The sequence below is a fragment of the Priestia sp. P1_B12_1 genome, from assembly GCF_056406695.1.
The window spans coordinates 47,379-74,048 of record NZ_JBFTZR010000007.1; the positions used below are offsets into that span (position 1 = coordinate 47,379).

Genomic DNA, 26,670 nt, shown 5'->3' on the forward strand with positions numbered 1-26,670 from the left:
AATGAATATAAAAAACCCTCATCCTAATCGATGAGGTAGAGGTCGCAGTTTTTAATAGTAAAGCAACGGAAATGCAGAGAACATTGAGGATGTTGCTTGAAAGGAAAAATTGCCGAAGTTTAGATCACTTCTCGGTTGATTTAAGCTGGGGCTGTCTCCGAACAGGAACAGAACTGTCACATCATGCGAGTGATGTGAAGAGCTATCTTCACGGAAGGTTGACGCGGTTTTCAGATTTAAAAGCGCGCACATATACTGCGGGCTTTTTTTATGTTATCCCGTCTCTTTCCGTACATTCGAAAGGAGTATTTATCTATGCAAGAGCAGCAAGAATTAAAACGTGGGTTGAAATCTCGCCACTTAACGATGATTTCATTAGGAGGAGCCATCGGAACCGGCTTATTCCTAGCAAGTGGTGGAGCAATTCACACAGCAGGACCTGGGGGAGCGCTTTTAGCTTACGCTATCATTGGTGTCATGGTTTACTTTTTGATGACCAGCCTAGCGGAGCTCGCAGCTTATATGCCTGAAGCCGGTTCGTTTAGTACGTATGCGTCTCGGTTTGTAGATCCATCCTTTGGTTTCGCTCTCGGCTGGAACTATTGGTATAACTGGGCTATTACGATTGCCGCTGAATTATCGGCTGGAGCCCTTATTATGAAATTTTGGTTCCCAAACTCTTCTTCTATTTTATGGAGTGCCCTGTTTTTATTAATTATGTTTGGGCTTAACTACCTTTCTGTAAAAGGATTTGGTGAATCTGAATTTTGGTTTTCGTTAATTAAAGTAGTAACGGTTATCATCTTTTTAGTTATTGGTATTATGATGATTTTTGGTATCTTTAACAATGAAGCACCAGGTTTTAAAAACTTCACGCTTGGTGATGGACCCATTCACGGTGGATTCTTTACTGTCTTAGGTATTTTTATGGCTGCTGGTTTTTCATTCCAAGGAACAGAGTTGCTTGGAGTCGCAGCTGGAGAAAGTGAAGATCCGGAAAAAACGGTTCCTCGCGCAGTTAAACAAGTCTTCTGGCGCATCTTGTTATTTTATATTTTAGCTATTTTTGTTATCGGGATGCTTATTCCATACACAGCGGATTCATTAGCAAGTGATGATGTGCGGGTAAGTCCATTTACTTTAATATTCGAACGAGCAGGTCTGGCGTTTGCAGCATCAGCTATCAATGCCGTTATTTTAACAGCCGTTTTATCTGCTGGTAACTCAGGTATGTATGCTTCTACGCGTATGCTTTGGAACTTAGCAAAAGATGGAAAAGCACCGAGGTTCTTAGCAAAAGTAAATAAACGAGGCGTTCCGGTTAATGCTTTAATCGCAACGGCACTTGTCGGTACACTTGCATTTGGTGCTTCATTTTTTGGAGACGGTGCGGTATACACGTGGTTACTTAACGCTTCTGGTATGTCTGGTTTTATTGCTTGGTTAGGAATTGCCATCAGCCACTATCGTTTTAGAAGAGCATTTGTTGCTCAAGGTCATGATTTGAGTGAACTTCCATATCATGCAAAACTTTTCCCGTTTGGTCCTATCTTTGCCTTTATTTTATGTGCTGTTGTCATTTTAGGTCAAAACTATTCGGCGTTTACGGGTGATTCGATTGACTGGTACGGTGTACTTGTTTCTTATATCGGACTTCCTTTATTCTTAATTGTTTGGTTAGGATACAAATGGACGAAAAAGTCAAAACTTATTCCGTTAAAAGAATGCCAAGTAACAGTAAAAAAATACGAATAAAAAAAGCTCTCTATTCTTTTGAATAGAGAGCTTTTTTATGTGATCTGATCAGCAAAATGAAGAGATATATAGGCGGGCTGATTTTTCATAACAAGCATATAACCTTTGAGGGGGCGATTACAGTAATCAGCAGCTTCTATATAATAAATATGCTGAATTAACCTGCTTAAATGGGTTACAAAAGATGGAAGTTGATGAGTAGGAATGCTTTGGATGTAGTCTATGATTTCTTGTTGAGTTTGAAGGCCTGAATGGGTACATTCTAACAGATAAAAAAGCGGATCTGCTGCTATAGTAGATAGTTCAGAGTTGTGTTTGATTCTATTCAGCTGGATATGCAGTTCTTTTTTTGACCATCTTTTTGGAATAGCTCTTAGATACTGATATTGAAAATGTGTATTCATGATAGCTAACACCTTTCGTATTAAAATAATAAAACGACTTATTATTTTAATAACCTTTACACATGAAACTAAAACGTTACAATGTGTAAAGGTGTCATACATCTTATAAAATAAGCTGATAAAAAAGAACATCTTGCCACTGATTAAATTTCCAGCCTACTTCTTTAAATTCTCCGCAAAATGTAAAATTAAATTGCTCATGCATTTTGATACTGATATCATTCCCTTTTGTAATCCCTGAAATAACAACGTGATGGTTGAGTTCTTTAGCTAATTCCAAAATTCGCTTCATAAGCTTTTTTCCAATGCCATGCCCCTGCTGGTTTTTATCAATATAAATCGATAGCTCTACCGTTTGAATGTACGCCTCTTTATCTCGATAAGAAGAAAGCGAAGCATAGCCCGCTACTACCCCATCTTTTTCTGCGACAATAAGCGGAAAAAGTTCATTGCTAATATGATTATTAAACCAGCTCCTTCTATGCTCTACTGTTACAGGCGTTAAGTCAAAAGTAGCAGCACTTGTTTGAACAGACTGGTTATAAATTTCAACAAGCATAGGTAAATCTTCTTCTTTAGCATAACGAATGATCATATGTACAAACTCCTTATAGTATAGAATTATCTTTATTTTACTTCTTTTAATAAACATAATCTACATAAAAAACCGATGTGCACATGCACATCAGTTGTGATTTTGAGCATATTGAAAGGTTTGAAGAACTTGAAGTGTCTCTTTTGTAGAAACGACCGTCGCAAACTCCTCATGCAAAGAAGACAGTGCGAATGTATGTACATCTTCTGCAGAAAGCCTTGTTTTTCCATCGTAGGACATACCATCAAAGCAAGCTGTTGCATCGTTTACAACGTACGTTCTGTACCCTAGATTTCCAGCCATGCGGGCAGTCGTGGAGACGCAGTGATTAGTAGTTAGTCCTATTAAGATAAGCGTATCATAACCATTTGCTTTTAAATAACTGTCTAGCTCTGTTCCAATGAAACAGCTGTTCACGTGTTTGCGAATTAAGTATTCGTCTTCTTGTGGACCAAACCCTTCTTTGAACTGAAACCCCTTCGAACTGGGGTGTAAAGGAGAATCTGGATTTTCTGATGCATGCTGTACGTGAATAACAGGATAGTCTTGGCGCCTCCATGCTTGCAGTAGCGTCAGCATATGTTTTTCTGCATCTAGATTGTTTCTTTCCCCCCACTGTGGTGAATAAAATCCTTCTTGTACATCAATAAGCAGCAGCACTGGCCGGGAACGTAGCATAAGCATCATCTTCTTTCATCTTTATTTTAAAATGGAAATAACGTATGTGCACCCATCAGGACCGGCTTTTGACGAATGAACCGTCTGTTTCGGTAAATGTATCCGATCTCCTGCCTGACATAGAACCGTATCATGTTCAACTGTAAAGTAAATAGATCCTTCAAGTATATGAAGAATTTCATCAGTTGGATGGGTATGAGATGGGTGCGTTTGAAAAGCAATATCATGCTGTACTTCAACGTATCCAGTATACGCCGGAAGCAGTTCTTTAATTACTTCTTCAAACTTTCCGCCAACTCCTTTTTTAATAGAGGCTTTTTTTACGTCCATGCTGCTCACTCCTTTTTAATTTAAACGGACACTGTCCGGTAGTATAGTTGTTATCATCGTGTAAAAAATATTGCTTCCACTCTCGGTTTTCCTGCTGTCCATACCATCCTAACTCAGGGTGAGCTGATACGTCATCATATGTTTTTAACCGATCGCGGACCACCTTTTGTACGTGCCGCCCTATTTTTGAATCTCCTGTCATACCTTCAAACACCCACCGAGGTTGAAATGTAATCATAAATCCCCTGCTCTTACGGCTTTTACGTAAAGAATGAGCAGGCGTATTACAGACGACAAAAATAGGTTCTCCGTGAAAGCAAAATTCCCATAATAGATCTTTTGGATCTTTTGGAATGTCTTGCGGCCATTTCTTTTGATCAATTTGATGAAGAAACGTCAACGTATCCCAAAACATCGTTTCGTACTCTTCCATTGAACGTTCTTTATGTTCAGGCTTAAAGAATAACACAAAGGATGTATAGCGACCTATGGTTTTAAAAGTATCTATGTATTCTCTAAGTGCCGACGCTGCATTCCTAATATCTTGGTAGTTATAAGGAGTAGTCACAAATGAAAACCGCAGTAAATCTTTTTTAAAGCCTTCTACCCCTAATATACAAGGAAATGGATTTTCTTCTGATAATATATCGCTTCGGAAATATTGAAAAGCATCTTTTCCCCAAAACGGGACGTGCGTTGACTCTAAAATCTCATTGGCTCGAAAAAGCATTTTTGATGCCATTAAAACCCTCCTTATGGAACTCAACGTTACATGTGTATTAAAGAAAAGAAAGTTTATGAGCATTTTTAACTAAATGTCGCTTCTAAATTATAAAACTCTAATCTATATATATATAAGCTACTATTGGACAAGTTAGAAAGGAGGCTGTGTTTGTGGAGTGGTTTTTGATTGCTATAAAACAAATAATTCTAGGTATTAGTCTCGCAGCACCGGTAGGTCCAATTAATATAGAGATGATTAAAAAAGGCCTGACGAAAGGTTTTTGGGCTTCTTGGCTAGTTGGTTTAGGAGGCATGACGGCCGACATTTTATTTATGCTCCTCATTTTAATAGGGTTAACGCCTTTTGTTCAGATGCAGGCTGTTACTGTTACCCTGTATGCAACTGGTTTTGTCATGCTCACATTTGTTGGCTTTCAAAGTATGAAACAAGCTGTTTCTCGCTCCTTTTCAATAGATGTAAATAAACCCTCTATTAAAAGAGATAAGTCGTTTTTTACAGGTTTCTTCATTGCTCTTATGAATCCTTTAAATATTGTGTTTTGGTTTGGTGTATTTGGGTCAAGCTTAAGCGAAAGCCTCCAAAGTCAAACATGGCTATCTGTCTTTTTTCACAGTTTCTTTATTATCTTTGGCATCCTTCTTTGGAATTTAAATATTGCCAGCAGCATTCATTTTACAAGAAAATTTATCACGCCTAAGCTTCTTCGTTTCATTACGTTAGGTGCCGGGTTTTTACTTTTTTTATTTGGCTGCCAGTTCGGTTTTAAATGTATATCCTTACTTGTAGGCTGAGCTTTTAGCGATGAGTTCAATAAGAGTGTCATTTACTTTCTCACGGTCATCATAAAAAAGGCCGTGTCCACTGTTTTCAAATGGAAGAAGTGTAGAAAATGAAATATGACGATTCATAACTTTTGCAAGATCAAATGGACAAATTTGATCTTTTTTCCCGTGTAATATATATGTCTCAGCGAAAATTTGACTTAAATCTTCCCGTAAGTCTTCGTCTCGTAAAGACACCGCAGTTTTAATCGTTCCATGACCGGATGCCTCTAAACCTAAATCTTGAAACCACCCTCTAAAAGCTGAACTGGTTGGCTGATTAAAAAACTTTTTCCCAAACTCTTCAAGCATGTTAGGACGATCTCTATACGTATTTTGAATAATTGTATTTACTTCTTCAGAAGGAAGTCCATATGGAAAATCAGTTTTTCGAATAAAACTAGGAGCCGCTGCTCCTAATAAAATTAACTTCTTCACGCCATATCCTAAATGTCTGCTCATATATCGAATGGCAATGGCTCCCCCCATAGAAAAGCCTACGAGCGTATAATTTTTAAGCTCCAGTCTTTCTACTAACATGCGAACATCATCCGCTAATTGATTATAAGAATAGCCGGTGAAAGGTGCATCTGATTTTCCGAATCCCCGAAGATCAGGAGCGATACATCGAATACCTCGGGCCGGCAACGTTGTAAATTGGTATTCGTACATTTTAGCGTTAACCGGCCACCCGTGAAGGAAAAGAACGGGTTCCCCTTTTCCAATATCTCGAACAAAAAGTTTAGTCTTAGGAGTTACGTGAATAAAGTAGTTCATCTATAACACCTCCTAGTTGTTCTTTTATATATATGTGTAGGACAATTGGAACATTCAAAAGTTTCTTAGAGGCTTGTGTAGAAGATGTATAATGTTTATCTGGGATAATGAGTAGGGAAATTCTTTTATATTGTTTATTTAGAACATAGTTTAATTTAAAAATATTAGACAAAAAAAGTAGTAAAGTTTTTAACACTTTACTACTTTTTTGTTATTTTTCTTCCAGCCACACATCAATTAAATTGCCAGCTTCACTTTGGTCCAATACGAATGAACCGTTGCTGTATCGGTCGCTAGCTCGCATTGTAGACGGATCAACCTGCTCGATTTGACCTTTGGATGATTCTACTATCATGTAATGTTCTTTAGAAATTGCTTTTACTTTTGCAATTTGATGCGGATTAGATTTTAGTTCTCGGACCATCACTAGCCCTCGTTTTGCTCGTGCTGATTCTTCAAACTCAGTAATTTTTGTCTTTTTCACAGCTCCTCGCTGCGTGGCGATAAATAATTCAGTTGATAGAGCTTCATCTTCATCGAAGATAACGCCGCTTACAACATAATCATCGTCTTTTAAGTTAATTCCTTTCACACCAGAAGCGCGAGTTCCTACAATATTGATTTCTTCTTCCGGAAAACGCAATCCGTAGCCAGAACGAGTGGCAATAAACACTTGTTTTTTACCATCCGTTTGATATACATCAATTACTTCATCATCGCCTTTTAAATTAACCGCGACAAGGGCTTTGGAGTAGCGCTGTGCTTTATATTGAAGTAATTCTGATTTTTTGACCATACCATTTTTGGTAAAGAAAAGCAGATACTGATTTTCTTTAAATTCTTTCACCGGTATCGCCCGTACAATTTGCTCTTCTTTATCAATTGGAACAATGTTCATGATATGCTGCCCCATGTCTTTCCACCTGATATCAGGAAGTTCGTGCACTGGCATATATAAATAATTCCCTTTGTTTGTGAAGATGAGCAGCGTTTCGGTTGTATTAATTTCATACTTCGCTAAAATTCGGTCCGTATCTTTCATACCGAAGTCTTGTCCGTTAGACGCGGCGTAAGAACGAAGGCTTGTTCGTTTTACGTATCCGTCTTTTGTGACTGTCACCATCACTTCTTCAGATGGAACCATCACTTCTAGATTAATCTTAATTTCTTCGATTTCCGCTTCAATTTTTGAGCGGCGTTCTGTACTATATTGCTTCTTTACACGGCGTAATTCTTTTTTGATTACATTAAAAAGTTTTTTCTCGCTATGTAAGATTTCTTCTAACTCGTTAATTTTAGCACCTAGCTCTTCGGCTTCCGCTTGTAGAGCTGTGATGTCCGTATTTGTCAAACGGTATAATTGAAGCGATACAATCGCCTCTGCTTGAGGTTCTGTAAATTCATATTTGGCAATTAAATTATTTTTAGCGTCGCGCTTATCTTTAGAAGCTCTAATCGTCGCAATAACTTCATCTAAAATCGACAGGGCCTTAATCAATCCCGCTACAATATGTTCACGTTCACGTGCTTTTTGCAGTTCATATTTAGAACGATTTGTTACCACTTCTCTTTGATGATCAATATAAGCATCAAGAATGTTAGCCAAGCTCATAAGCTTTGGTCGCTTTTTAGCAATAGCAACCATGTTAAAATTATACGGTACTTGCAGATCCGTATTTTTATAAAGATAGTGAAGTACTCCTTGAGCATTTGCATCTTTTTTTAATTCTACTACGATGCGCAGACCCGTACGATCCGTTTCATCGCGAACTTCAGCAATACCTTCCACTTTTTTATCTAAACGAAGCTCATCCATTTTCTTAACAAGGTTGGCTTTGTTTACTTCAAACGGAATTTCTGTAATGACAATTTGCTGTTTTCCGCCGCGAATGGACTCCACTTCCGTTTTTCCGCGAATAATAATTTTTCCTTTACCTGTCTCGTAGGCTTTCTTAATCCCGTCTACCCCTTGAATGATTCCTCCCGTAGGAAAATCAGGACCTTGAATAGCCGTCATCAACTCTTCAATTGTACACGTTGGTTTATCAATTCGCATGATCGTTGCGTCAATTACTTCACCTAAATGATGAGGAGGAAGTTCTGTAGCATAACCAGCTGAAATACCCGTGGATCCATTTACTAGCAAGTTAGGAAACATAGCCGGTAACACAGTTGGTTCACTGCTTGTATCATCGAAGTTAGACACAAACTCAACCGTTTGTTTGTCAATATCTCGTAGAAGTTCTGCAGCAATCGATGAAAGGCGAGCTTCTGTATAACGCATTGCTGCTGGGGGATCTCCATCAATACTTCCGTTGTTTCCATGCATTTCGATTAATACATTTCTAACTTTCCATTCTTGACTCATTCGAACCATGGCATCATATACAGATGAATCACCATGAGGATGATAGTTACCAATTACATTCCCTACAGTTTTGGCTGACTTGCGAAAGCCTTTTTCTGCTGTATTTCCATCTACGTGCATTGCATATAAAATACGGCGCTGAACGGGTTTTAACCCATCTCTTGCATCCGGCAGTGCACGCTCTTGAATAATATATTTACTGTATCGACCAAAACGGTCGCCTAGTACATCCTCAAGAGGTAAATCTAAAAAGCGTTCTGTTTGTGTCATTGTACGTCCTCCTCTGCGACCGTTAATACATTTTCATTATCTAAAATATTTGGATCTTCTTCTAATCCAAACGCTACGTTGCTTTCAATCCATTTTCTGCGAGGTTCTACTTTATCGCCCATCAAAGTGGTCACACGACGATCAGCGCGGGCAGCATCGTCAATACGAACACGAATCAGCGTACGCGTCTCTGGGTTCATTGTTGTTTCCCACAGCTGATCTGCGTTCATTTCACCGAGACCTTTATAGCGTTGAATCATATACCCTCTTCCTACCTTATCGATAGCACCTTGCAATTCTTCGTCACTCCATGAATATTCAACCACTTCTTTTTTACCTGAACCTTTACTTACTTTATAGAGCGGTGGAAGAGCAATAAATACTTTTCCTGCTTCCACAAGCGGTTTCATATAGCGGTAGAAAAACGTTAGCAGAAGCACTTGAATATGAGCGCCATCCGTATCCGCATCGGTCATGATGACTATTTTATCGTAGTTAATATCATCGATGGTGAAATCTGCTCCTACTCCTCCGCCTATCGCGTGGATGATCGTACTAATTTCTTCGTTTTTAAAAATATCTTGAAGCTTAGCTTTTTCGGTATTGATAACCTTCCCTCGCAGTGGCAGCACAGCTTGAAAGCGGCGATCCCTTCCTTGTTTTGCTGAACCTCCGGCGGAATCCCCTTCGACTAAGTACAGTTCGTTTCGCTGAGGATTTCTTGATTGCGCAGGCGTTAACTTTCCGCTTAGAACGGTTTCTTGACGCTTTCGTTTCTTCCCGTTTCTTGCATCTTCTCTTGCCTTTCGTGCTGCTTCACGCGCTTGAGCAGCTTTGATTGCTTTTTTTACAAGAAGAGAGCTTACGTCCGGGTTTTCTTCTAAGAAATAGGCAAGTTTTTCAGAAATAACTGCATCTACGGACGAACGAGCTTCACTTGTACCTAACTTTCCTTTTGTTTGTCCTTCAAACTGAAGCAACTCTTCAGGTATTCTAACGGAAACGATTGCTCCCAAGCCTTCTCGTATATCTGTTCCTTCTAAGTTTTTATCTTTCTCTTTTAGCAAGCTTACTTTACGGGCGTATTCATTAAATGCACGGGTCATAGCGCTTTTTGCACCGGACTCATGCGTTCCACCATCCTTGGTACGAACATTATTAACGAATGATAAAATGGTTTCAGAATAACCATCATTAAATTGAAAGGCAAATTCAACTTCAATATTATGGTGAATCCCTTCAAAAAAGACGACTGGATGAAGTGAATCTTTTTCTTCATTTAAATATGAAACGAAGGCTTGAATACCTGTTTCATAATGAAAGATATCGTGACGATCATGTCTTTTATCGATTAACTCTATTTTGAATCCTTTTAACAGAAAAGCCGATTCGCGGAGCCGTTCACACAGTGTGTCATAATTATACACAGTTGTTGAAAAGATCGTGGCATCCGGTTTGAAATGAATCGTTGTTCCCGTTTTTTTCGTTTTCCCTATTTTTTCTAGCGTCGTAACCGGCTTTCCTCCATTTTCAAAACGCTGTTCATAAATAAATCCATCTCTATGAATGGTTACAGTCAACCATTCAGACAGCGCATTTACAACAGATGCACCTACTCCATGTAAGCCTCCGCTTGTTTTATATCCACCCTGTCCGAATTTACCTCCTGCATGCAAGATGGTTAAAATAACTTCAGGCGTTGGTTTTCCTAGTTTATGCATGCCCGTTGGCATACCTCGACCTTTATCTTGTACAGAAATTGAATTATCTTTGTGAATGGTTACAATAATTTCTTCTCCGTAGCCTGCTAGAGCTTCATCGACAGAGTTGTCGACGATTTCATATACTAAATGATGCAGACCTCGTGTATCCGTACTTCCAATATACATACCAGGACGTTTACGAACGGCATCTAATCCTTCTAGTACTTGAATTGCATCTTCATTATAATTAAATTGTTGTTTCCGAGCCATTCATACTACCCCTTTCATCACAACGAACATTACTACATTATGTATGAAACACAAACGTTTGCGCTTCGTGTCTAAGAATAAATGATCATGTATCCTATCTTTTAATTTTATAGTGTTCGCATCAACAGAACGTATGTTTCTATTTTTGCGTACTTACAAGATTTTAGCACAAATTTCCGTATTATAAAAGCAATATCTTGTGTATTCATGGATTATAAGCATTATAAAGCTAGCTGTCTAACGTCTATTGTAGCGGAAACGCTCTTACTATTTCAACGCATGGTGAAACCCATGCAAGCAGTGTGCATGGGTTGGTTGTTCTGCTTATAGATCTTACTTTGTTAAAGCATGCTCAACTTTTATACAACGATCCATAACTACAGTATACCCTTTTTTAGCGAGCAGGTCATATGCTTCTTCATTAATTAAACCAGATTGTGCCCAAAATACGTCTGCATCTACTTCTAAAAACTCTTCTGCAACTTCAAGTAAATGCTCAGAGCGGCGAAATACATTAACGATATCAATATGTCCTTCAATTTCTTTTAATGAAGATACGGCTTTTACGCCGAGCGCTGAGTTTATTGTCGGGTTCACCGGAATAATCTCGTAGCCTTGTTGCTGCATGGCTTCTGAAACCATATAAGACGTTCGATGAGGGTTATCTGATAAACCTACTACAGCAATGCGCTTGCTTTTTTTTAATATTTTACCAAGCTCTTGGCGGGAAGGAATTTTAATGGACATGTCTATTACCTCTCTTAGCTATATAATATGTACTGAACAACATTCGCGATTTACAGTTGATTTCCTGCATATAGTACCCGTTTTCTCTATTTTTGTAAACGTCTTCTTTTTTTAAAATAATTGTCTCTCACCCAAAACTAGCTATGTTTTTTTAAGTATCTCATGGTAAAATAGAAACGATATAGAAATAAAGGAGCTTTCAAACATGAATTATTTATTACCTATTCTTGCCTATATCTTGGGCTCTATTCCTTTTGGACTAGTTGTTGGAAAACTAGGATACGGCATCGATATACGAGAGCATGGAAGCGGCAATTTAGGCGGGACCAACTCCTTTCGTACATTGGGTGTAAAAGCCGGAATTATCGTTACGCTGGGAGACATTCTAAAAGGAACCCTAGCAGCTTCTTTACCGCTTTTATTTAATACGAATCAAAACATTCTCTTCATTGGTTTATTTGCTGTCATTGGTCATATTTTTCCTGTTTTCGCGAAATTTAAAGGCGGGAAAGCTGTTGCCACGTCCGCCGGAGTGATTTTATGTTATGAACCTCTTTTATTTGTTTTCGTACTATTATGTTTTTTTATCTGCTTATACATAACGAAATATGTATCACTGTCATCAATGATTACCGGGGTATTAACCTTTATCTACACGCTGTTTAAACAAGACTACGTGCTTATTATGATTATTGGTTTAATTGTAGCCTTTGTCATTTACAGACACCGCGCAAACATTACCCGTATTCTTAACAAAACAGAACCGAAAGTCACATTTTTGTCAGGTAAAAAGAAATAAGAGGATCTTCCTCTTATTTCTTTTTTTATAACCACCTTGTAAGCGAATACATTTCTTATTTATTAGTTATACTGATACTAAAATAAGGAGGTGAATGATGTGAAGAAAAAATGCCCCATTTGCAAACGAAATAAGAAAATGGATGCACAGCTAGAAGGAAGCCGCTACTGCGTTCACTGCTGGGAAACCATTGGAAAACAATATGATTTCAAATGAAAGAATGAAACGATTTAATATAGAAATGAAGCCTTCACCTCTATATTAAATCGTTTTATTTTATTTTATCTCATTCCTTCCTAGCTGGATTCGTATATATTGGTAATTTATCTACCTTTCTACTATAATAAATGTATCCGCAGTATTGGAAGGAGCATAATGAATGAAATTAACAGTAACAGAAGCAGCAGCTACGTGGTACAAAGATGAAATGATGCTAGAAGGAAACGAAACAATTCGCTTTTTTGTTCGCTACGGCGGATGCAGCAACGTTCAAAAAGGTTTTTCTTTAGGTGTAAACACAGATTCTCCTAAAAACGTTGGCGTTGAAACAAAAGTTGACGGTTTAACATTCTTCGTAGAAGATGAAGACCTTTGGTACTTTGACGGTCATGATTTGACCGTAAATTATAATGAAGAAACAAAAGAACCTGACTTTCATTACGAAGCGTAAGAAAAAAAGCATCGATTTATCGATGCTTTTTATTCTTGCGCTTAACCCTGCTTTTTGGCATCTTCATAGGCTTTATGCCATTCCGGATAATTACGGCGAATCGAAATAGGCTTAAAGTTTTCTTTTTTCACACATACGTGTGACGATGTTCCTGTTAACGCAAGTTCTTCATTTGAATTAAAAATTTCGTAGCCGTACACAACGCGTAGACCGTCATAGTTCTCAACCCAAGTATGTACTACAGCTGTCTCGCCATAATGAAGCGGCTTTTTATATGAAGCCTGTATATCAATAACTGGCGACAGCACACCGTCTCTTTCCATTTGTGCATAGCTAAAACCTAAATCACTAATAAACTGCGTTCGACCTATTTCCATCCATACTAAATAGTTAGCATGATACACAACGCCCATCTGATCGGTTTCTGCATAGCGCACTTCGATTTCTTTCTTCGACACTAGCATGATTCTACCTCCTCTTGCACTGTTCCTGTTTTATCTTACCATATAAGGAGAATATACTCCTACTAGTTTGGTTGTAACTCAATATGTTGTAAGACTAAGCACATTTTGAATGCGATATATCAGTGTTTCCAGCCGCGTCATCTTATTTTCATACTTTTTATAAGGAAGTGTATATGTGTAGTCTTTATTTGTCCATAAACGGTCAAAATAAGCGTTTAGTTCGGTCATAACCTTTTTGTTAGAAGGTCCTGATACTTTAATATCCGTTTCTAAATTCAAGTCATCTAAATTTCGTTTTGTGAAATTTGCTGCTCCTGCAATAATCGTTGCCTTTCTTTTGTTCCGAATAAATAAAGTTTTAGGATGATACTGCTCTTTTCCCGTATGATACCAGCGAACTTTAATATCGCCTTTAGATTTTTTCACAAGTTCTGCTGCTACTGGACGGTTAGGCAGTCCGAACTTTTTTCTTCCAAACGCATTTTCATTAGGATCTAAAATTAATCGTACGTTTGCGCCTTGTTTGGAAGCTTTCAAAAGCGCCTTTATTACGTCTCGATCTCCAAGATAAAACATGCCAAGCCATACATCGTCTCCTTTTTTAGCATGACGTAAATCATGTAATACGTGCTTATAGATTTTTCCTTCTGTTAACAGCTGAACATAGAGGTCTCCCTTTTCTTTTTCTTTCTTCTTATACTGAGGTAACTTTCCTCCGTAAGAAAAATCTGACACCGCTTGTTCACTTTTCACCACATCTCCAATGATATTCCCTTTTACTTCAAAGGCCATGTTAGAATTATAAAAACTTGCATCATGAGGATTGGCAGAGGAGATAATAACGCTTTGATCTGTTGCTACTACTTTTCTATGATTAGCTTTTACATTTAACAACTTTAAATAAGCACGGACCGTCGCTTTAGGCGCATTGGTACCAAACGGATTTGTTATCCAGCCGTTTCCTTTTTCACCAAACCACTGAATAAAAGTTCTCCATACTGCAGAATACAGTGGAATGGAGTCTCTGAGCTTAGATAAATTGGTTTGCACCACTTTGATTCCGTTTAGCCGCAGTGAATCTAACCACTTTGAATCATGTGAGCCGTAGGTTGTATTGATTTCATCTGTAATAAAGACGATTTCGATAGTAGGATGTTTTCGTTTCTTTTCAATCAGCTTACTTGCAAGCGTATCACTAAGGTGAGGGAACGTTTCGCCTTGGTTATAGTAGCCGTTAAATAGAAACATATCCATAATAATAAAAGCTTTTGCGTCATCAATCGCATTCGTAACTGCTTGAAAAATATGTTGTTCAGAAACAGATGTCTGCTGGTCTTGATACGTTAGGTCTGATAAAAGAAATACATCTTCTACTTTGTAGGGCTTACTTTCGTATGAAACTCCTTTAGGCAAGGGCTTATGTGTTTGATAAGAGCCCACAATAATCAAGACGACAAGTAAACTGATCAAAATCCTTAGTACTTTCTTTTTCACGTGCTTTTTCACCTACATAAACCTCTTCGCTAGTTTGTATTAGTATTGTCTTACTAAAAAAATATAGAAAGAAAGCAGCTAAAACCGTTTATTTTTAGCTGCTTATTGTCGTTGCTTTATTTATTAAATCGTACCTTCGTAACCATTTTGACGAGCTTCTGACTCATCTTTTATTTCGCTGCGCATTGCTTCGATACTTACTTCGCGATTGTGATTTTTTTGCTGAATGCGCTGACGCTCTTCTTCATTGCTGCATGCAGCAGCTTCTTCTGCTTCTTCAATGTTTTTCATTGTATTTTGCACCATTGTTTGTAATTTTTCAACGTTATCACTGCGATCGTCTGGATTCGGTTTATTCCATGCCWTTGTATCTTCCTCCTCAAAATAACTTTGTTACAATTGTAGTATGCCGGATTTGTTCATCTCTATAAGTGGAAAAAAATGATTTTAGTTTACATAATATAATTATAATTAAGTTAAAATGTATATATAAAACATACATAATATGGTAATATATACATACAAAGGGGGAATCTCTATGACTAAACGAATGATAACATTACTAAGCGTCATCTTTATTGCAGTGCTTGCCGTATTTTTTATGTCGCAAACCTCATTGGCATCAAAATTGACTGCAAGTGCCTTTATGAAGCCTCATCATTACTCAAAACATGAAGAAAAAATGTTAGCTGTGACAAACCTGGACTACAAAAGCAATATCATTGCATACGATGTGAAAGCTCCTAGTGACGCAAAAGAAGCTTATGTAAAAGCTACTTACTACGAAAAGGGAAAAGCCAAAGAACCTTTATTTTCAGGAGGGTTGACTGTTTCAAAAGAATTTGACATGTTTGCTATTACATATAAAATCGATGATGATACTCACAAAGTTATGTTTAATGTAGGCAGCAACGATACAAACCTAGGAATAGAAGCGGAAAAGCCAAAAAAAATGAACGGCTATTCCTTTACTGGATTAGAGAAAAAACAAACGGTAAAAATGAATAAAACATATCCAATTGCTGCTTTATTTGGTGACGATGGCAGTGGCATACGAGTTGCTCCGCTTTCAACCGACGATGAAGAAGTCGTTAAAGAGCTTATTTCGAGCAATCCTTACGTTTATTTATTCACAGTAGAATTCAAATAATAAAAAGTCGCTGAATTCAGCGACTTTTTATTCATTCACCTTTGGTTTGAATAACTTGAGGATGCTTGCCGGATGTATCTTGCATTTGTTTTCCATTATTTCCACCAGCTTCTCTCGGTTGAGTGCCGATGTGATTCGGAACAAAAGGTTTGCTTTGTTTTTTAGGATTTCCCATGCTTATCCCCTCCTCACCGTTACTCTAACCAACTTACTTTAAAGTTATTCAGCTCTTTCAAGCATACGATCTTCTAACCGCTTTTCAATTTCCATTTCAATGCGTTCAATTTCTGACTGATCTTTTAACAGCTGCGTTTTATTTTCTTGCACTAACTCTTCAAATGAACGTTTGCGTAATTTTCTCATGATCACAACACCTACTTTATGTAATTTTTATGAAAAGTCTGAAAAATCTAAAGAAACTGATATCATATAACTATCTATATTGTAACCAATTTGTCAGATAAGTAAACATACTTTTTGAAAAGTTGTAAGAAAATTTAACATGTTTACTGACTTATCTATATATACGATGATAAAGTAAATAAGTTTCATGTTTAATAAAACAAGCAGCGAAGTTAATTCGCTGCTTGTTGAGCAAAGTTTTCCATTTGTTTAAGCGTCATTGGACCATTCACTCGTTGAACAATTTTCCCTTCTTCATCTATAAAGTAAGATGTCGGAATGGTGGAGACTCGATATTTTTTACTTCCTACACTATCTTGGTCGTCCAATAATACACGAAACGTAAACTGTTTTTCTTTAAGAAACTTAGATACTGCCTGTTTACTGCCTTCTGACGAAGTTAAATTAACCGCAAGCAATTGTACATCGTTTCCATATTTCTCATAAAACGCTTGCATATCGGGCATTTCTTTTTGACACGGCGGACACCATGTTGCCCAAAAGTTTAAAATAACTTTTTTTCCTTTAAAGTCCGATAATTGAACGGATTTCCCGCTCGTATCTGACAGTGTAAACGGAGGCGCTATATCTTTTGGTTCCAACCCATAAGCTTGACCCGAAGCCTGACGAGCACTATCGCCTTTTTTAATATTTAAATCCTTGTATTCGTTTAAGTTAGAATTATCGGATGCTTCATTTGGAGAAAGCCCTTGCCAAAGTGCGTAGCTAAGAAAGCCTACTAGAAGCAAGACCGCAATTATTTTTTTAACCATATGATCGGCTCCTTTATTTCTTCTAAAAAGTGATAATCTATGTACTAATAGATATGTGCAATATCTACTAAAATAATCCTTTTACAGGGCATTTTCTTTTATAATATAGCATATTTCCCTCTCACTTTTTGTCGAAAACGGTGCGTTTGCATAAAAAAAGAGCGGCTCACGAGAACCGCTCTTTTTCTTTATAACTTACGCATGTGTTTTAGACTGTAATTTATCACGAAGTACCATTTGAAGGATACCACCGTGGCGATAGTAATCAATTTCAACTTCACTATCGAAACGAACCAGTACTTCAAATTCTTTTTTGTTTCCGGCTTCATCAGTTGCTGTTACTTTTATAAAATCACGTGGTTTTACTGTTTCATCAACTGCTACTGCAATTGTTTCTTTTCCAGTTAAACCTAATGTATCCGCGCTTTCACCATCTTTAAATTGAAGAGGTAAAACACCCATTAATACTAGGTTTGAACGGTGAATACGCTCGAAGCTTTCAGCGATTACTGTTTTAATACCTAAAAGATTTGTTCCTTTTGCTGCCCAGTCACGAGAACTTCCCATGCCGTAATCTTTGCCTGCAAGTACAACAAGACCTGTATCTTGCTCTTTGTATTTCATACAAGCATCATAAATGCTCATTACGTCATTTGTTGGCCAGTACGTTGTCCAGCCGCCTTCTGTACCAGGAGCTACTTGGTTTTTAATACGGATGTTTGCAAACGTACCGCGCATCATCACTTCATGGTTACCACGACGAGAACCATATGAGTTAAAGTCTTTTGGCTCTACACCGTTTTCTTGAAGGTAAAGACCTGCAGGTGATGTTTTTGCAATTGAACCCGCTGGTGAAATGTGATCCGTTGTCACTGAGTCACCAAATTTCGCTACTACGCGAAGATCATTTAACGGCTCTACTTCACCTGGTTCTTCTGATAAGCCTTCAAAGAAAGGTGGGTTTTGAATGTAAGTTGAATCATTCTCCCACGTATAAAGCGCATCTTCGCTTGTTTTAATTTCATTCCAGCGCTCGTTATCATCGAATACGCGCTCATACTCGTTACGGAATAATTCAGGCGTTACGGTACGGCTAACAACTTCTTTAATTTCATCTTGAGAAGGCCAGATGTCGCTAAAGAATACTTCATTGCCGTCTGTATCAATGCCGATTGGATCTTTTTGTAAATCTACATCTACTGTTCCAGCCAGTGCATAGGCTACAACAAGCGGTGGAGAAGCAAGGTAGTTACCTTTTACTAATGGATGAATACGTCCTTCAAAGTTACGGTTTCCTGAAAGAACAGACGTTACAAGCAAGTCGCTATCTGCAATCGCTGCTTCAATTTCAGCTTCTAATGGACCAGAGTTACCGATACAAGTCGTACAGCCATAACCTACGATGTTAAAGCCGATTTTATCTAAGTATGGGAGCAGCCCTGAATTTTGCAGGTAAGCCGTTACTACTTTTGAACCTGGTGCTAAAGAAGTTTTCACGTAAGCTGGAACATCCAATCCTTTTTCTACCGCTTTTTTCGCAACTAAACCAGCTGCTACTAATACGTAAGGATTTGATGTGTTTGTACAGCTTGTGATAGCCGCAATGGCAATGGCACCTGTTTTCATTGTTGTTTCTGAACCGTCTGCAAGCTTAAACGTAATTTCTTTATCCGCGTCTTTAGCATCAAGTCCGAAGCTTTGGTTGCTAACAGGAGCTGTTAAAGCCTTCTTGAATTCTGTTTGCATTTGAGAAAGTGGAATTAAATCTTGCGGACGCTTTGGACCAGAAAGATTTGCTTCAATCTCAGCAAGGTTAATCTCAACAACGTCAGTGAAAATTGGATCTTCATTTTCTGGTGTGAAGAATAAACCATTTGCTTTTGTATATTGTTCGACAACCTGAATGTCTTTTTCATCTCTTCCTGTTAAACGCATATATGCTAATGCTTCTGCGTCAACTGGGAAGAATCCACATGTTGCACCGTATTCAGGAGCCATATTAGCGATTGTTGCACGGTCAGCTAATGGAAGTTCTGCTACGCCAGGACCGAAGAATTCAACGAATTTTCCGACTACTCCTTTTTGACGAAGCACTTGCGTAACTTTTAACGCTAAGTCTGTAGCTGTAGTGCCGTTTGGTAATTCACCAACAAGGTTAACACCGATTACTTCAGGAACTGGGAAATAAGAAGGTTGACCAAGCATACCTGCTTCCGCTTCAATACCGCCAACACCCCATCCTAAAACACCGATACCATTAATCATCGTTGTATGAGAGTCAGTACCTACTAGAGAATCAGGGAAAGCTACAAATTCACCATCTTCTTCAACAGCATGAACAACGTTTGCTAAATATTCTAAATTTACTTGGTGCACGATACCTGTAGCTGGTGGAACTGCACGATAGTTATTAAATGATTTTTGAGCCCAGCTTAAGAAATTATAGCGCTCTGTATTACGTTGAAACTCGAGGTCCATATTAATTCGTAATGAGTCAGCTGTACCTGCTTTATCAACTTGTACGGAGTGGTCGACAACGAGGTCTACTGGAATTTCTGGATTGATTTTGTCAGGATCTCCTCCTAAATCAGCCATTGCTTTACGAAGTGACGCTAAGTCTACAACCGCTGGAACTCCAGTGAAATCTTGAAGAATAACACGAGATGGTTTGAAAGGAACATCGATATCTTTAATATCTTTTGTTCCCCATTTTGCAAGGTTTTCGACGTGTTCTTTTGTAATAACACGGCCATCTACCTGACGAAGAACAGATTCTAATAATACTTTAATTGAATACGGCAGCTTAGATACATTACCTAAACCTGCTTCCTCTAAAGCTTGTAAGCGGTAATAATTATATGTGCTGCCATTAAGATCGAATGACGAACGAGCGTTGAAAACGTCTTTTTTAGTCATTACTTTTACCCCCTTAAAATTCTATGTATAAAGGATTTACTTACCCCATCCTCTATTCCCTTCACCATCTATCTTAATATAATATTATACATAAGTAAATAAAAAGAATGTTATTAATTAACATAAGTTTCACTTATAACCTTTTTCCGTCCCCCTTTTATTTTTCTAATAATTCATATTTCATTGATTTTTACGCATGCTAGAAACGGAGGTGATTCAACATGGCTAAACGCAAGTCAAACCACGTCATTCCTGGAGCTAACGCGGCTAGCGCTCAAGGAAAAGGAGCGGGTTATAATGAAGAGTTTTCAAATGAACCATTAACGGAACAACAGAAACAAAATAATAAAAAACGCAAAAAAAATCAATAAAACAATCTCTTATTGGGTATACTAATCACTAGTTAGAAAAGCAAAATCGTTTAACTCCATGAAATCTAACGAGAAGGCGTCATTATATATGACGCTTTTTTTCTGTTCCCATTTCCTGTTTTTGTTAAACCTATTTTTAGAAAGGGGAATTTTTCATCGGATAAATTCCCTGTCGCTATCCTACCCTAATAAATGAAAGGGAGGCTTTAACTATGAACAAAAACAGCAGCAAAGACATCAGAAGAAATGCGCCAAAAAGCAATTCTGGACAGCCAGAACCGCTAAGCGGATCTCATAAAGTAAAAAACCGTAAGCATTCTCGCCAAAAACACAATAGCGGACATGATATGTAAAACAGCGGCAAGCTCTCTACAGAGCTTGCTTTTTTATGCGTAGAAAAGACAGCTAGTACTTCAAGCTTATTCTTTGCGCAGGAGTTCACTAAGTACATAAACGCGCATATGATAGTAAAGTGAAACAGTTTAAATAATGGAGGAACGCAGAAATGAAAAACAAGCGTCTGCCAGCAGACCAAATGTTTGTAAAAGGCTTTCAAGAGTTGTTAGAAGTCATGCTTTCAAATCCCTTTATGAGTTATTTAGATTATGATTCCGTTCGTATAGATTTATTTGAAACAGAACAATCATTTATTGTCGAAGCTGAATTATTAGGGTATCACCCTAAGGATATTATCGTTCAGATACAAGCTGACCACTTACAGCTGACAGCCAAAAAATACTGTATTAGAGAATTTCATGATGAAAAGCAAGGAACGCTTGCAAGAGAACAAATGGAAGAAAGCGTTGAACGTACAATCGACTTTCCATTTCCATTGATGAATAAAAAAATTACCGCTACATTTAGTAACGAAATCCTTGAAATTACGATTTCTAAACATGAGACAAATGAATCTAATCAGCAAATAGTCCCTATTGAGTTCCAATAAAGCTGGAGATGTTGTCTCTGCAGTTTTATTGGAACTATTTAATTGTTTATTTAGCACATAGTTTTTTAAGAATATTCTTCTTTTCAAAACAATGGGATATCTAATTGATTTTACGGCACACTACTAAAAAAAGAGTAAAAGGAGAAAGTTTATGCTTCATACTGCTTGGAAAGGTAAAATCAGCTTTGGATTAATTGATATCCCTATTAAACTGCACGGAGCAATTGAAGAAAAAGATGTAAAGCTGCGCACGCTACACTCCGTTTGCCATACACCTATTCATCAAGAAAAACATTGCCAAACGTGCGGACGAGAAGTAGAATCCGATGAACTGGTTAAAGGATACGAAACTGCGACCGGTCAGTTTGTTGTACTTTCACAACAGGAAATTGACAGTGTCAAAGAGCCCTTTACAGCAAACAAAGCCGTTGAATTGTTACACTTTGTTTCGTTAGATGACATTGATCCCCTGTTTTTTGATAAGCCCTACTATATTTCTCCTGGGGAAACAAGCCTAAAAGCTTATTACACTTTATTAAATGCACTTGAAATAACGAATAAAGTCGGTATTGCGGATGTATTTTTATATTCCAAACAGCAAATGGCAATTATTCGCTCCGTGGGCGGATCTCTTGTTCTTCACACGATGCATTTTGAAGAAGAGCTTCGTTCAGTCACAGATGTGCCTAACTTATCCAGTACTTCTTCCATTAATGAAAGTGATACACAAGTGACGGTGGAATTAATTGATAAGCTATCTACTTCTTTTAATCCATCTATTTACAAAAACAACTACCGAGACGCCTTGCAAAACGTCATTCAACAAAAAATAAATCAAGGCGAAGTTACAAAAGGCGGCGGAAGCGAAGAACGAGATATTCGACATTTAATGGAAATGTTAAAAGTGAGCATAGATCCTTCTACTTTACACCCGACAAAATCAACAGCAGAGAAAAAAACTTCATCCTTAAAAAAGAAAGCATAAAAAAGCTAACGAAGAAATTCGTTAGCTTTCATTTGCAACAGAAGTCTTAGGAACAATAGTTCCATATGACGCCGGTATTTTTAAATATTGCGTTACTTGATTATTTTCTACAAAGACAATAAAGTTATCTTTTTTATCTTTTCCAATACCTTTTGCTTTTGCTTCAGACCACGTGAAGCCCAGCTTTTCATTTACCTCACTGCGAGTCGTTTCCGGTCCAAAAACATATACTTTATCCCATCTAAAATCACATAATTCATTAAAATCAAGGATGGAAGCTTCTTCTTTACTTTGATTTGTTTTTTTAATTTCATTAATTACAGTTTGCTGAAGTTGCGCTTGGTTGCGTTCGCTGTATACCCTGTCAATAAAAAAAGTTGCCAATAGCGCTACTAACGTGAATAGTAGAATCTTTTTCACTTCGTTGTCCTCCTGAAACGTTCTCTGCACATGATACGACTTCTTTTCGATACGGTTTTATTCTCTACTATTCTAGAAAATTCAACAGGAAAATACAACTAAAATCTCGAAATGTCATCAAAACATAAAAAACTTAACACTATGTCAACGCATAAAAAAAGTCTTGTTCACTTTCTATCTATTCACCTACTCAGCGCTGAAAAAATGTGGTTCTACCGTACAAATAGCTTCAATAAATTCTTCTACTAACCCTTCTTCTCCCGGCAAAAAAGGCAGCGCACCAACTCCAACACGTTCAATACTGTTATAAAAATGATGCTGCTTATAGCTCTCTGCTTTCCCTGGAAACAGCACAATCGCTGTTTGTACTGGTTTTATTCCATTTTCCTCTACAATAGCGTCTCGGTAACGGTGCATGGTATTAATATCTTCTTCTCTAGGTGAAGGCGTATCGTGATTTGGTTTGATACGATACTTAGCGTCAAAAAGATATACACTTTTTTTCTCCCCTTGCTTTACTTCAAGCAGTAAGTCAGGCTTTTGAATAACGGTATGAGTATGATGGTATGCTTTCTGATACCATAGCGTGACTTCTGCTTTCCCCACTTGAAAACGATGATAAGACGGCTGCATCCTGACGTTCAACCCTTGTTCTGTCGTTGTCATGATGTTTTGTTCTATCCGCTTGCCGTAAGTTTGCAACTTCTTTAAAAGACTAACATACGTCCAGTATTCGTAGAGAGTTGCGATGTCTTTTAATGAAAGGTGGTAAAACTCTCCGTTAAGAGCCAACCCTCGCGTTAAGAACATAAAGTATCTGCTTGCTTCCCGGTAGCGGGGTGCCGTACGGAGTGTAGAAGGAAGAGTTGAAACTTGTATGGTCTTCACTCTTTGCCAGAACACATTGTTTAGCAGCCTTTTTAATTCGGTATGATTGGTTTCTAGAGCAGACACCGCTTCTTTTTTTACATATCTATCTTCTATCAACTTGTCAATTAGTGCAGTTAGCTTGTGATACAGCTGCGTCATCATCCATTTAACACTTTGGTTTTCCAAATTATCATAGGTAGCTACATGTCTTGTGCCAATTGCTTTTGTGGGTACTACTTTTATATGCCGATTAATTTTAATTCCTCTGCTTGAAGATGCAAGATAGGTAGGGTGGGTTCGGACAAATGATATAGCACGGCTATCTTGTTTTTTTATTTGATCGCCTCTCATGAGCTCATGTTCAACTTTTACCGATTGAAACGCCTGATTTTCAATCTGACGCACAGAATGAAGAAAGGGTTTCATATAGTGAGAGAGAACATGATAAAATTCCGTCCATGTTGCTTGCTTAGACCAAACAGATTTTGCTTCAATATATGTTTTACGAAGCATATCGTATGCCAAATCATGAATATATCCGTTCACTTCATCAACCATGTTTACATAATCTGTCTTGTAGCTCATCTTTGAGGGGAAAATTTCAAGAGTAAAGGAGAGCTCTTTTTCTCTTTCGCTGTAAACATGAAACGTAGAATACCCTACTTCATTTTGAAAGCTTATATTTCCCGTCAGAATGTAGGGAAATCCTACGCTTTGAAAGCTTTGTTCAACTGCTTTTGAAGCGTGGTTAACAACCAGGCTTGTTTCATTTTTAGAAACAACTGTAATTTGATAGGTTTCATTTTCAAAAAATAAAGGCTCAAGCGGCGGTTTTGAGGTCATCATGCCTTTTGTTCGATTTAATACTTTTACATGTCTAATTCCTTTTCCTGTACAAGAAAAAAACATCACTTCTTCTGCAGATTTTATTTTTTTCTTATTTTTCCCTTTTATAACCACCGTACACGTGTCAGTTTCAATTTCAACGTACGGTATTAATCCAAAATGACGTGTATCCGTATACTTCAAAACGTCTCATCATCTCCATTATTTTGCGTGCGCTTTTAGGAAATCTCATTCCATCTGCATTTACGACAGCTGTCTCAAATTCATCATCTAACAGCGTATTTGTACAGTAATAATAAAGGTTTTTTAATAAATCAAATGTGTACCCATCGCTTCCTGAAATACGAGGCAAAACTTTTTGCAAAACCTGAAAATCAAACGCCTGATCAAATGTAAACATTCCACTTTTCACCGCGTAAATTAAATAAAAGCATATTTCGTCGCGTACGCGGTAACCTATTTGTAAATCGACTTCTATAAGCATCTCATTGACGGTTAGCAGTTCATTTGTTACTTCGTGAATGAGCTCAGCATGTTCAACATACGCATCTTTTAAGTGAACATATTGACTTTGAATTTGTACATTTTGAATGCCGTGCTGAGACGGATCTTTATCATCTAAAAAATCAAAAGAATCTAGTTGAATCTTATTTAACTCAATGGTGTTGGTACGATCTAACAACTTTTGGCTAAACCCATGAGTTGTTTCATCCATATTAATTGTACCGATAATGAGAAGATTGGATGGCAAATAAATATCTCGGAACATCTTATGTCCCGGGAATAACGGAGCCGTTTTGATTTTCCCTTTTGACCAGCTCCTGCTTTCCATCACGCTTAAAATGTCGCTAAAATAATGTTCAACTCGAGCTAAATTCATTTCATCCAATATGGCAACATATGTGTAAGCTGGATGCTGAATGGCTTGCTGCATAATCGACAGAAACGATCCTCTGCGAAAATCTCCTCTTAAATCAATATATCCTAATAAATCTGAACTATCGTGCCAATCGGGTCGAACCGGAATGAGCACTTGTCTTCCATTTTCAATCGTGGCACCGATACTATCTGCTAAGAGCTGAGCAAGCTTTGTTTTCCCTGTACCGCTCATTCCTGATAAAACAATAAACGGTTTGGTCTTTAAAGCAAAGTAGGCGTTGGCTATATCATGTCGTTCATATGTAAATCCAGATTTCCTAATATACTCATGAATATGGACGATTGCGTCTTTGTCCCCCATCATCTCTTTGCTCATTCCGTATGTTTTTATATACTGTTCATGCATACTTAGCAGTAAATGCAAGTCCTCTTGCAGCTGATCATTGCTAGGTAAGTCTGCTATATTGTAAGGAAGATAAAGAGCTACTCTATCCTCAAAGCTTTTCGCTTCCATGCTTGTACCAATGACAATATGATTATCTTTCAATACGCGGGCATGTTCAGGAGTAAAAAATCGAATGTCTTTCAGATCTGTTCCTTCTTCTGAGTCTCCTCTCATCATGACCAAGTAAATGCGCTGACCGTCTTCACTGAATAAATACGCGACCATCACGTCACTCTCTATATTCTTATTCGCAAGGGTCACGTAAGGAAATGTTTCAGCGTGGTGTCCCGATATACGCATTTCTTCTCGATTTATATGCTCCAATCGATAAAGAGAAATCGGAAGCCTGCGTGTAAGCATATTTTCTATTTCATGTTTTACAAGTACGTCTCCACCCATTTGTTTATAATGTTCCGCTACATACAGCAGCCGCTCGCGCAAAATCATCGAATTCTCTCCTTTCTGCCTTCACTGCAGTTTGTAAAAATAAAAAGCATCGTCAGCTGACCACGCAAAAGGTTCATTTCTTTTATTATAGACGCTTTCTTCGTATAGTAAGCTATTTTATAACGTTAGGAAACTCTACATTATTCTTTTCTCTACATACATGTTTATGTTCATTTTAATGAAACATGACAGAAAAGAAAAGCGTTAGGGGCTTAATGAATGAAGAGGCAATGATATGAACAGAAAAATAAGCAGCTTGTGTGCCCAAGTATAAAACACCCATTATGCTACATGATTATTTAACATCTGATGCTTTTGGCTGAGTAAAGA

27 protein-coding genes, 1 pseudogene and 1 riboswitch are annotated in these 26,670 nt (G+C 37.7%); of the genes and pseudogenes, 9 read left to right on the plus strand and 19 right to left on the minus strand.

The window, feature by feature from the left end; genetic code table 11:
• Nucleotides 1-28: 28 nt before the first annotated feature.
• Nucleotides 29-213, plus strand: a riboswitch (Lysine riboswitch).
• A 102-nt stretch (nt 214-315) separates the two neighbouring features.
• Nucleotides 316-1,755 (plus strand): amino acid permease, encoded by a 1,440-nt coding sequence (locus AC1D0Y_RS21265; protein ID WP_050689739.1) that lies wholly within the window; start codon nt 316-318, stop codon nt 1,753-1,755.
• A 35-nt stretch (nt 1,756-1,790) separates the two neighbouring features.
• Here the strand turns inward: AC1D0Y_RS21265 and AC1D0Y_RS21270 are convergent, their stop codons facing one another.
• The 5 genes from AC1D0Y_RS21270 to AC1D0Y_RS21290 all read right to left on the minus strand — a co-directional run bounded on the left by AC1D0Y_RS21270 (nt 1,791) and on the right by AC1D0Y_RS21290 (nt 4,504).
• A complete protein-coding gene (locus AC1D0Y_RS21270) occupies nt 1,791-2,159 on the minus strand; it encodes a hypothetical protein (protein WP_060745516.1) in 369 nt (122 codons plus the stop codon).
• A gap of 103 nt (nt 2,160-2,262) precedes the next feature.
• Nucleotides 2,263-2,754 (minus strand): GNAT family N-acetyltransferase, encoded by a 492-nt coding sequence (locus tag AC1D0Y_RS21275; protein WP_060745515.1) that lies wholly within the window; start codon nt 2,752-2,754, stop codon nt 2,263-2,265.
• 90 nt (nt 2,755-2,844) lie between these two features.
• Nucleotides 2,845-3,432: a cysteine hydrolase family protein gene (locus AC1D0Y_RS21280; RefSeq protein WP_060745771.1), complete on the minus strand. Its 588-nt coding sequence runs from the start codon at nt 3,430-3,432 to the stop codon at nt 2,845-2,847.
• A 21-nt stretch (nt 3,433-3,453) separates the two neighbouring features.
• Nucleotides 3,454-3,762, minus strand: coding sequence for a cupin domain-containing protein (locus tag AC1D0Y_RS21285; protein WP_034651653.1), 309 nt, complete (start codon nt 3,760-3,762; stop codon nt 3,454-3,456).
• Entirely contained in the window at nt 3,737-4,504 is a 768-nt protein-coding gene (locus tag AC1D0Y_RS21290; RefSeq protein ID WP_060745514.1) for a YqcI/YcgG family protein, read from the minus strand. The genes AC1D0Y_RS21285 and AC1D0Y_RS21290 overlap by 26 nt, the downstream gene beginning before the upstream one ends.
• A gap of 152 nt (nt 4,505-4,656) precedes the next feature.
• Between AC1D0Y_RS21290 and AC1D0Y_RS21295 the strand changes: the two genes are divergently transcribed.
• A complete protein-coding gene (locus AC1D0Y_RS21295) occupies nt 4,657-5,298 on the plus strand; it encodes a LysE family transporter (RefSeq protein WP_060745513.1) in 642 nt (213 codons plus the stop codon).
• On the opposite strand, the gene AC1D0Y_RS21300 is transcribed toward AC1D0Y_RS21295, so the two are convergent.
• The 4 genes from AC1D0Y_RS21300 to AC1D0Y_RS21315 form a co-directional block, all read right to left on the minus strand.
• The gene (locus tag AC1D0Y_RS21300; protein WP_060745512.1) at nt 5,284-6,105 is read right to left on the minus strand and encodes an alpha/beta fold hydrolase; all 822 of its coding nucleotides are present in this window, start codon (nt 6,103-6,105) and stop codon (nt 5,284-5,286) included. The two genes, AC1D0Y_RS21295 and AC1D0Y_RS21300, sit on opposite strands and share 15 nt — an antisense overlap.
• 211 nt (nt 6,106-6,316) lie before the next feature.
• A complete protein-coding gene (gene parC, locus AC1D0Y_RS21305) occupies nt 6,317-8,743 on the minus strand; it encodes a DNA topoisomerase IV subunit A (RefSeq protein ID WP_060745511.1) in 2,427 nt (808 codons plus the stop codon).
• A complete protein-coding gene (gene parE / locus AC1D0Y_RS21310; protein ID WP_013057241.1) occupies nt 8,740-10,716 on the minus strand; it encodes a DNA topoisomerase IV subunit B in 1,977 nt (658 codons plus the stop codon). The genes parC and parE overlap by 4 nt, the downstream gene beginning before the upstream one ends.
• A 333-nt stretch (nt 10,717-11,049) precedes the next feature.
• Nucleotides 11,050-11,463 (minus strand): CoA-binding protein, encoded by a 414-nt coding sequence (locus AC1D0Y_RS21315; protein ID WP_013057242.1) that lies wholly within the window; start codon nt 11,461-11,463, stop codon nt 11,050-11,052.
• Between the two features lie 205 nt (nt 11,464-11,668).
• Between AC1D0Y_RS21315 and plsY the strand changes: the two genes are divergently transcribed.
• Both plsY and AC1D0Y_RS21325 read left to right on the plus strand, forming a co-directional pair.
• The gene (gene plsY / locus AC1D0Y_RS21320) at nt 11,669-12,262 is read left to right on the plus strand and encodes a glycerol-3-phosphate 1-O-acyltransferase PlsY (protein ID WP_060745510.1); all 594 of its coding nucleotides are present in this window, start codon (nt 11,669-11,671) and stop codon (nt 12,260-12,262) included.
• A gap of 379 nt (nt 12,263-12,641) precedes the next feature.
• Nucleotides 12,642-12,932 carry a HesB/YadR/YfhF family protein gene (locus tag AC1D0Y_RS21325; protein WP_013057245.1) on the plus strand — a complete coding sequence of 97 codons (291 nt, stop codon included), beginning with the start codon at nt 12,642-12,644 and terminating at the stop codon, nt 12,930-12,932.
• 41 nt (nt 12,933-12,973) lie between these two features.
• Here the strand turns inward: AC1D0Y_RS21325 and AC1D0Y_RS21330 are convergent, their stop codons facing one another.
• The 3 genes and pseudogenes from AC1D0Y_RS21330 to tlp form a co-directional block, all read right to left on the minus strand.
• Entirely contained in the window at nt 12,974-13,396 is a 423-nt protein-coding gene (locus tag AC1D0Y_RS21330) for an acyl-CoA thioesterase (RefSeq protein WP_028408348.1), read from the minus strand.
• A 78-nt stretch (nt 13,397-13,474) separates the two neighbouring features.
• Nucleotides 13,475-14,902 carry a phospholipase D family protein gene (locus AC1D0Y_RS21335; protein WP_397427715.1) on the minus strand — a complete coding sequence of 476 codons (1,428 nt, stop codon included), beginning with the start codon at nt 14,900-14,902 and terminating at the stop codon, nt 13,475-13,477.
• Nucleotides 14,903-15,013: 111 nt separating this feature from the next.
• A pseudogene (gene tlp, locus AC1D0Y_RS21340) lies at nt 15,014-15,250 on the minus strand (small acid-soluble spore protein Tlp); the annotation flags it as partial.
• A gap of 178 nt (nt 15,251-15,428) precedes the next feature.
• On the opposite strand from tlp, the gene AC1D0Y_RS21345 reads away from it, so the two are divergent.
• The gene (locus AC1D0Y_RS21345) at nt 15,429-16,040 is read left to right on the plus strand and encodes a hypothetical protein (RefSeq protein WP_028408346.1); all 612 of its coding nucleotides are present in this window, start codon (nt 15,429-15,431) and stop codon (nt 16,038-16,040) included.
• 31 nt (nt 16,041-16,071) lie between these two features.
• On the opposite strand, the gene AC1D0Y_RS21350 is transcribed toward AC1D0Y_RS21345, so the two are convergent.
• The 4 genes from AC1D0Y_RS21350 to acnA all read right to left on the minus strand — a co-directional run bounded on the left by AC1D0Y_RS21350 (nt 16,072) and on the right by acnA (nt 20,131).
• Nucleotides 16,072-16,215, minus strand: coding sequence for an acid-soluble spore protein N (locus tag AC1D0Y_RS21350; protein WP_013057251.1), 144 nt, complete (start codon nt 16,213-16,215; stop codon nt 16,072-16,074).
• A 44-nt stretch (nt 16,216-16,259) separates the two neighbouring features.
• Entirely contained in the window at nt 16,260-16,403 is a 144-nt protein-coding gene (locus AC1D0Y_RS21355; protein WP_013057252.1) for an FbpB family small basic protein, read from the minus strand.
• Nucleotides 16,404-16,615: 212 nt separating this feature from the next.
• On the minus strand, nt 16,616-17,215 hold the full coding sequence (locus tag AC1D0Y_RS21360) for a TlpA disulfide reductase family protein (RefSeq protein ID WP_098658312.1): 600 nt from the start codon (nt 17,213-17,215) through the stop codon (nt 16,616-16,618).
• 195 nt (nt 17,216-17,410) lie between these two features.
• A complete protein-coding gene (acnA, locus tag AC1D0Y_RS21365) occupies nt 17,411-20,131 on the minus strand; it encodes an aconitate hydratase AcnA (RefSeq protein WP_477707890.1) in 2,721 nt (906 codons plus the stop codon).
• Nucleotides 20,132-20,352: 221 nt separating this feature from the next.
• On the opposite strand from acnA, the gene sspO reads away from it, so the two are divergent.
• The 4 genes from sspO to ku all read left to right on the plus strand — a co-directional run bounded on the left by sspO (nt 20,353) and on the right by ku (nt 22,433).
• Nucleotides 20,353-20,502 carry a small acid-soluble spore protein O gene (sspO, locus tag AC1D0Y_RS21370; RefSeq protein ID WP_013083371.1) on the plus strand — a complete coding sequence of 50 codons (150 nt, stop codon included), beginning with the start codon at nt 20,353-20,355 and terminating at the stop codon, nt 20,500-20,502.
• A 212-nt stretch (nt 20,503-20,714) separates the two neighbouring features.
• A complete protein-coding gene (locus AC1D0Y_RS21375) occupies nt 20,715-20,855 on the plus strand; it encodes a small acid-soluble spore protein P (protein WP_013057256.1) in 141 nt (46 codons plus the stop codon).
• 152 nt (nt 20,856-21,007) lie between these two features.
• On the plus strand, nt 21,008-21,448 hold the full coding sequence (locus AC1D0Y_RS21380; RefSeq protein ID WP_013057257.1) for an Hsp20/alpha crystallin family protein: 441 nt from the start codon (nt 21,008-21,010) through the stop codon (nt 21,446-21,448).
• 151 nt (nt 21,449-21,599) lie between these two features.
• Nucleotides 21,600-22,433 carry a non-homologous end joining protein Ku gene (gene ku, locus AC1D0Y_RS21385; protein ID WP_098658310.1) on the plus strand — a complete coding sequence of 278 codons (834 nt, stop codon included), beginning with the start codon at nt 21,600-21,602 and terminating at the stop codon, nt 22,431-22,433.
• Between the two features lie 21 nt (nt 22,434-22,454).
• On the opposite strand, the gene AC1D0Y_RS21390 is transcribed toward ku, so the two are convergent.
• The 3 genes from AC1D0Y_RS21390 to AC1D0Y_RS21400 all read right to left on the minus strand — a co-directional run bounded on the left by AC1D0Y_RS21390 (nt 22,455) and on the right by AC1D0Y_RS21400 (nt 26,340).
• Nucleotides 22,455-22,853 carry a hypothetical protein gene (locus AC1D0Y_RS21390; RefSeq protein ID WP_013057259.1) on the minus strand — a complete coding sequence of 133 codons (399 nt, stop codon included), beginning with the start codon at nt 22,851-22,853 and terminating at the stop codon, nt 22,455-22,457.
• 186 nt (nt 22,854-23,039) lie between these two features.
• Nucleotides 23,040-24,752, minus strand: a complete 1,713-nt coding sequence (locus AC1D0Y_RS21395; protein WP_477707891.1) for a DUF2357 domain-containing protein — start codon at nt 24,750-24,752, stop codon at nt 23,040-23,042.
• Nucleotides 24,706-26,340, minus strand: a complete 1,635-nt coding sequence (locus AC1D0Y_RS21400; protein ID WP_477707892.1) for an MrcB family domain-containing protein — start codon at nt 26,338-26,340, stop codon at nt 24,706-24,708. Before AC1D0Y_RS21400 ends, AC1D0Y_RS21395 begins: the two co-directional genes overlap by 47 nt.
• Between the last annotated feature and the right edge of the window lie 330 nt (nt 26,341-26,670).

Coding starts and splice junctions, on each gene's coding strand:
- AC1D0Y_RS21265 (WP_050689739.1), top strand. CDS start 316: ATGCAAGAGCAGCAAGAATTAAAACGTGGGTTGAAATCTCGCCACTTA.
- AC1D0Y_RS21380 (WP_013057257.1), top strand. CDS start 21,008: ATGAAAAACAAGCGTCTGCCAGCAGACCAAATGTTTGTAAAAGGCTTT.
- parE (WP_013057241.1), bottom strand. CDS start 10,716: ATGGCTCGGAAACAACAATTTAATTATAATGAAGATGCAATTCAAGTA.
- AC1D0Y_RS21375 (WP_013057256.1), top strand. CDS start 20,715: ATGAACAAAAACAGCAGCAAAGACATCAGAAGAAATGCGCCAAAAAGC.
- AC1D0Y_RS21315 (WP_013057242.1), bottom strand. CDS start 11,463: ATGTCCATTAAAATTCCTTCCCGCCAAGAGCTTGGTAAAATATTAAAA.
- AC1D0Y_RS21345 (WP_028408346.1), top strand. CDS start 15,429: ATGACTAAACGAATGATAACATTACTAAGCGTCATCTTTATTGCAGTG.
- AC1D0Y_RS21400 (WP_477707892.1), bottom strand. CDS start 26,340: ATGATTTTGCGCGAGCGGCTGCTGTATGTAGCGGAACATTATAAACAA.
- AC1D0Y_RS21355 (WP_013057252.1), bottom strand. CDS start 16,403: ATGAGAAAATTACGCAAACGTTCATTTGAAGAGTTAGTGCAAGAAAAT.
- ku (WP_098658310.1), top strand. CDS start 21,600: ATGCTTCATACTGCTTGGAAAGGTAAAATCAGCTTTGGATTAATTGAT.
- AC1D0Y_RS21350 (WP_013057251.1), bottom strand. CDS start 16,215: ATGGGAAATCCTAAAAAACAAAGCAAACCTTTTGTTCCGAATCACATC.
- AC1D0Y_RS21325 (WP_013057245.1), top strand. CDS start 12,642: ATGAAATTAACAGTAACAGAAGCAGCAGCTACGTGGTACAAAGATGAA.
- acnA (WP_477707890.1), bottom strand. CDS start 20,131: ATGACTAAAAAAGACGTTTTCAACGCTCGTTCGTCATTCGATCTTAAT.
- AC1D0Y_RS21290 (WP_060745514.1), bottom strand. CDS start 4,504: ATGGCATCAAAAATGCTTTTTCGAGCCAATGAGATTTTAGAGTCAACG.
- AC1D0Y_RS21330 (WP_028408348.1), bottom strand. CDS start 13,396: ATGCTAGTGTCGAAGAAAGAAATCGAAGTGCGCTATGCAGAAACCGAT.
- AC1D0Y_RS21280 (WP_060745771.1), bottom strand. CDS start 3,432: ATGCTACGTTCCCGGCCAGTGCTGCTGCTTATTGATGTACAAGAAGGA.
- AC1D0Y_RS21270 (WP_060745516.1), bottom strand. CDS start 2,159: ATGAATACACATTTTCAATATCAGTATCTAAGAGCTATTCCAAAAAGA.
- AC1D0Y_RS21275 (WP_060745515.1), bottom strand. CDS start 2,754: ATGATCATTCGTTATGCTAAAGAAGAAGATTTACCTATGCTTGTTGAA.
- plsY (WP_060745510.1), top strand. CDS start 11,669: ATGAATTATTTATTACCTATTCTTGCCTATATCTTGGGCTCTATTCCT.
- AC1D0Y_RS21285 (WP_034651653.1), bottom strand. CDS start 3,762: ATGGACGTAAAAAAAGCCTCTATTAAAAAAGGAGTTGGCGGAAAGTTT.
- parC (WP_060745511.1), bottom strand. CDS start 8,743: ATGACACAAACAGAACGCTTTTTAGATTTACCTCTTGAGGATGTACTA.
- AC1D0Y_RS21360 (WP_098658312.1), bottom strand. CDS start 17,215: ATGGTTAAAAAAATAATTGCGGTCTTGCTTCTAGTAGGCTTTCTTAGC.
- AC1D0Y_RS21300 (WP_060745512.1), bottom strand. CDS start 6,105: ATGAACTACTTTATTCACGTAACTCCTAAGACTAAACTTTTTGTTCGA.
- sspO (WP_013083371.1), top strand. CDS start 20,353: ATGGCTAAACGCAAGTCAAACCACGTCATTCCTGGAGCTAACGCGGCT.